Origin of the sequence: Kamptonema sp. PCC 6506 (assembly GCF_000180455.1) — a bacterium.
GTDB lineage: Bacteria > Cyanobacteriota > Cyanobacteriia > Cyanobacteriales > Microcoleaceae > Kamptonema > Kamptonema formosum.
This window is the reverse complement of sequence record NZ_CACA01000035.1, coordinates 1-4,340: the sequence shown is the minus strand read 5'-3', so window position 1 is coordinate 4,340 and position 4,340 is coordinate 1. Positions and strand designations below refer to the sequence as shown.

General features: G+C 41.6%; 7 protein-coding genes. 2 read left to right on the top strand and 5 right to left on the bottom strand.

Going from position 1 to position 4,340, the window contains the following annotated elements:
- Both OSCI_RS02040 and OSCI_RS02035 read left to right on the top strand, forming a co-directional pair.
- Nucleotides 1–290: hypothetical protein (locus tag OSCI_RS02040; protein WP_234708693.1), on the top strand; the 290-nt coding region annotated here is incomplete at its 5' end.
- Nucleotides 291–333: 43 nt separating this feature from the next.
- Nucleotides 334–726 carry a putative toxin-antitoxin system toxin component, PIN family gene (locus OSCI_RS02035; RefSeq protein ID WP_007353185.1) on the top strand — a complete coding sequence of 131 codons (393 nt, stop codon included), beginning with the start codon at nt 334–336 and terminating at the stop codon, nt 724–726.
- A gap of 70 nt (nt 727–796) precedes the next feature.
- Here the strand turns inward: OSCI_RS02035 and OSCI_RS02030 are convergent, their stop codons facing one another.
- From OSCI_RS02030 to OSCI_RS02010, 5 genes are all read right to left on the bottom strand, one after another.
- On the bottom strand, nt 797–1,444 hold the full coding sequence (locus OSCI_RS02030; RefSeq protein WP_007353184.1) for a hypothetical protein: 648 nt from the start codon (nt 1,442–1,444) through the stop codon (nt 797–799).
- A 199-nt stretch (nt 1,445–1,643) separates the two neighbouring features.
- Nucleotides 1,644–2,270 (bottom strand): hypothetical protein, encoded by a 627-nt coding sequence (locus OSCI_RS02025; protein ID WP_007353183.1) that lies wholly within the window; start codon nt 2,268–2,270, stop codon nt 1,644–1,646.
- Nucleotides 2,267–2,833 (bottom strand): hypothetical protein, encoded by a 567-nt coding sequence (locus OSCI_RS02020; RefSeq protein ID WP_007353182.1) that lies wholly within the window; start codon nt 2,831–2,833, stop codon nt 2,267–2,269. The genes OSCI_RS02025 and OSCI_RS02020 overlap by 4 nt, the downstream gene beginning before the upstream one ends.
- Nucleotides 2,833–3,027 carry a hypothetical protein gene (locus OSCI_RS30990; RefSeq protein ID WP_019487972.1) on the bottom strand — a complete coding sequence of 65 codons (195 nt, stop codon included), beginning with the start codon at nt 3,025–3,027 and terminating at the stop codon, nt 2,833–2,835. The genes OSCI_RS02020 and OSCI_RS30990 overlap by 1 nt, the downstream gene beginning before the upstream one ends.
- A gap of 73 nt (nt 3,028–3,100) precedes the next feature.
- Nucleotides 3,101–3,967, bottom strand: coding sequence for a tyrosine-type recombinase/integrase (locus OSCI_RS02010; protein WP_007353181.1), 867 nt, complete (start codon nt 3,965–3,967; stop codon nt 3,101–3,103).
- Nucleotides 3,968–4,340: the final 373 nt, after the last annotated feature.

The window sequence follows — 4,340 nt, the reverse complement described above, 5'->3', positions numbered from 1 at the left end:
TTGAATTTCGTGATTTTGCAGGAGATAGGGAAATGACTGTGCCACCTTTAGTAATTCAGGTAACAACAGAAGGGCAGTTAAATTTGCCACCATCCGTCCGGGAAAGTCTACAACCAGGGGATGAATATATTCTTTGGCAAGAAGAGGATACGATTGTTTTGAAGAAGATTCAAAAGCTCAAAGGATTATCGAATTTATGGCAAAGAATAGAGCAGCTTGGGGATGACCCGGAACAGCCTTCAATGCAGGAAATTACGGCAATAGTGAAGGAAGTTAGACAGCGGATGTGAAGGGATGAAAGTTTTATTGGATACGAATATCTAGATTTATGGCTTGCTTTGGGGTGGAAATCCTAAAAAGGTCATTCAGCTTGCTGCACTGGAAAAGATTACTGTTTATACGTCTTTATCTTTGTTTCAGGAACTAGAACAGACTTTAGGTTATCCTAAGCTGCAACTGCGTCTCCAAAAATTAGAGATAACAGTGAATTATCTGCTTTCAGAAGTAAGGCGAATGACACAGTTTTGTGAGCCAATACTGCTGGCTGACATTCCTGAATTAAGAGATGCGAAGGATAAAAAAATTTTAGAGGCAGCGCTGTCTGTTCCAGTGGAGGTAATTGTTTCGGGAGATGAAGATTTACTGGTGCTGGGAGAGTTTCAGCAAATTCCTATTTTGAGGGCATCGGGATTTTGGGAGCGTTATGGAGCCGAATTGTCTAGCTGATTTCGATGTGTTGGAGGAGTGGTTAGGATCGACCGTTACAAAAATACACTTCAGAAACTGCGATCGCAGTCTATCCTTCTGCAATAACTTGACCAATATGCTTTAAAATCCTCAAAACATCATATAGACGATTGCGTAAAGGTACGGGTGAAAAAATATCTGAAACATCATACTGAATTATATCCTGCTGAGATAACTTCACAAATATAATCTCATTCCCATTTGTCACCATGCCAAACCCCGGTCGATCCTGATTGGGATTTGCCATCATATACGCCAGCGTTTGCGGCACTGCTGACATTACCGAAATCGTCGTCCGTTTTGACTCCAACAGCGTCACCCAAAACCGATTTTGCACTACTAAAACATCAATTCGACCCCGCAAATTTTCTGCATCATCTTCATCTTCATCCAACATAATCTCAACCGATGCCTCCCCCCGCATTTTAAAAGGAGAGTCATAAAAACCTGCTTTTTCTAATAAAGGCGAACCCATTAGCAGCGTCACTGTCCCCTCAGTCAGACTCCCACCTGCTAAATGATAAAGATACCGCCGTCTAATTAAATCTAGAGATTCTTTTTCTGCATCAGTAATCTCTGGCAAACTCTCATACCATTCCGTAAAAAATCGCTCATCTTCCGTCCGCCTCAAATTAAAGCGACTTTCCACATCCGCAAATGTTTTAATAACATCAGTAATAGCTGTTTTTTGCACCACTTTTTACCTACGTTCTCCACATCTTATCGTAATTTATGATTGTACCAGTCTGTCACTACTTTGATTGATTAATACTTGGGGCGGTTTTTGATTACTAAAACACGATCGGGATTTGAGGTAAGTTATGACTAACTAAATATTCACCTTTCCAGCGATTTTGCCCGTCCAATATATTGACATATAACACATCATGTGCAGCTTATACACATACCTCCTTGGGAAAACGCTGTGGCACAAGTTTATATTGTTTTTCTAACCATAACTTCGCCTCTTCATAGGTGAAACTCAAAAAAACTAGCCGATTGTTTTGAGATGGATCGTAAACACAGCTAATTCCTTGCTTATCTCGAACCAAAAGCATAACTTTTAGAGGAAAATTCCTTGCATCTATCCACAACTCTGTAAATTCCCAGTCATCGGATGGATGTTCCATTAGATAAAATGATGCACTTTCAATTTCCCAATCAACCCATTCTAACGGGTTCTCAAAAGCACCTTCTAATCCAAATAAACTTACAGTTTTACCAACATCGGGAAAATCATCATCTATGACTGTTGTAGAGTTTTCTTCCAAAGGTTGAAAACGATTAGAACCAGGAGGTTCTTCTACATATCCAGTTAGCTGACGTACCGATGATTTCACTTCATCGAAAATTAGGTAAGATTTGGATAGGAAAAATATTTCATTTTGGGGATTAAGTGGATGACCTGGTAGTAACCCTAGTTGACGGGTGGGAATGACAATTTTTGAATCACGAATTAAAGGTGGCTCTAAGTTACAATTGGTAAAATATAGTAGGTCAAAATGATTGCTAATTATAGTCATTTTATTTTTTCCAAAATAGTTGTTTTTAAGCTGGATAATGGAATTTCTAAAGTGCCATCATTTCTAGGCGTTTCCCTGGTAAATTTTTGGTTAATAAATCTGGTATCTAGTGGCGCATTTTCTTGTAAAACTTTTAATCCCAGTTGCTCAATGATTTCGACACTTGGGAGTTTGCCAAAAGGATTTCTTTTAGTGGAATTGATATAAAGACGACCTCCTATTTTTAGTACGGGTGCTGCATATTCAAGAAAATATGCCTGGGGATTACTAACTATAATTTGGTCTATACTCTGTTTAGGTAATTTGGGTAAAAATTCAGCAATTGATGCTTTAACTCCTGACTCAGCAATCAAGTCAACGTTGATAGCTTCGGGAATCTGAGAAATTTTACCGCCAAATAAATCGAGAGTTACATTCTGTCCTAAGATAAGTTGATTGGTAATTAACTCAACTCCTTCTATTATATTTAAACTTAACTCATAAGAGAGAGCAAAGGGATTGTGTTTCTGAGTGGGTTCTGTGGGTTCGCTAGAGGATGTTGAATGATTGTCTTCAGTTGGCATTAGTGCAATTTTTCAGAGATAGTTAAGTGTAGCGACCTTCCGAGGGCAATTGTGACCAATTCAAAATCAAACGTTGCCTTCGAGCGATCGCTTCCCAAACTGTTGAGGTACACCGCTACTGGATGCAATGCCAGTGGCACCGGTGAGAGCAGTTTCAAGGTTTCCGGTTGTTGCTCTCCAATTCGGTTGAGCATTTACTCTTTCTAAGTTTCCAAATGACGCTCAACCAATCTAGCACGCGACTCTCTCAGCAACGCCTCCTACTGGCTATGGCAAGTATAGTCCTGAACTATCATCAGGTTGAGCGTGGAGGTAGCGGCTGGTAATGGCAATGCTGGAATGACCCAATGTTTCACTGACTAAGTGAATTTTTGCACCCCGCTCCAAGGCGTGAGAAGCATGAGCGTGGCGGAGGGTGTGGGGTGAAACTTTACCAGTAATTTTCGCAGGTTTGGCGGCGGCTTGAACAATCTTGTGTACCCACTCTCTCTGCAAGTGTCCTTGCCCGTCGTGGCTGTGCTTTTGAGAGCGAAACACCGGCTCGTTCTCCCCTGAATCGCCCCGCAACCTTTGCAATTCTACCCACAGAGAAGCTGGGATGAGTACCGTCCTGGTTTTAATACCTTTTCCCGTCACTGTGATTTGCCCTTTATTGTTGCGAATCGATAAGTGCTTCCACTTCAAAGCGCATAACTCTGACACTCTAAATCCCCCATAATAAAGCGTTTTTATAATTAGTTTATTTCTCAAATTTGATTCCAAATCTATCATTGTCAGCACTTCTATTTCTGACAGCAGCCGTTCCGATAGGGTATCAGGAGCTTTCGGAAGCGGGAGGGGCGCTCCCACATTGCGGGGCAAAATTTCAATTTTGGTTCCAAACGAGAGCAGGGATTTGACGGCCGCCATAATGGTGCGCTGAGTTGAAGCTGACAGGTTGTTCTGTTCCAAGGAAGTCGCAAACCCTTGGACTTCTGCCAGTGTGACCAATAACAGAGGCTTACCCGCAAACTCCAGGAAGCGCTGGGCATACAGGCGGTAATAACTCTGAGTGCGCTTGCTTTTGCCATGCAACCACATATTCAGCAATTGGTCAGTAGCAGTATCCGTTTTTTCCGCTGACAGAAGTGCCATTTCTACACCATACTGGTCATAAAAAACACTTTAATCACTTATTGTAGTTTTTAAACAAAAAGAAGGATCTGGCGGTGCTGGAGTCTTTCTCACCCCACGATTGGAGCCGGATGTTTGGTTTTGCGATTACCGCCTCGATGCTGGGTTAGATGTTGTGACTGTGAAGAAGTTGGTGGGCTATGCTCGACCCCTCACGACGACCAGGTACGATCTTGAGACGCTTCACTGTGAGGTGAAGCATAAATACTTGGCTACTTTACAAAACTTTTACTTCTGATTCTTTTTCTTTAACTTTTTAAGCTCCTGATCGTACAATTCTGCTGCTTCTTGCAAGGGATTTTTGCGTTGTTTAGGTGTGGAGGCTGGTTGCTTT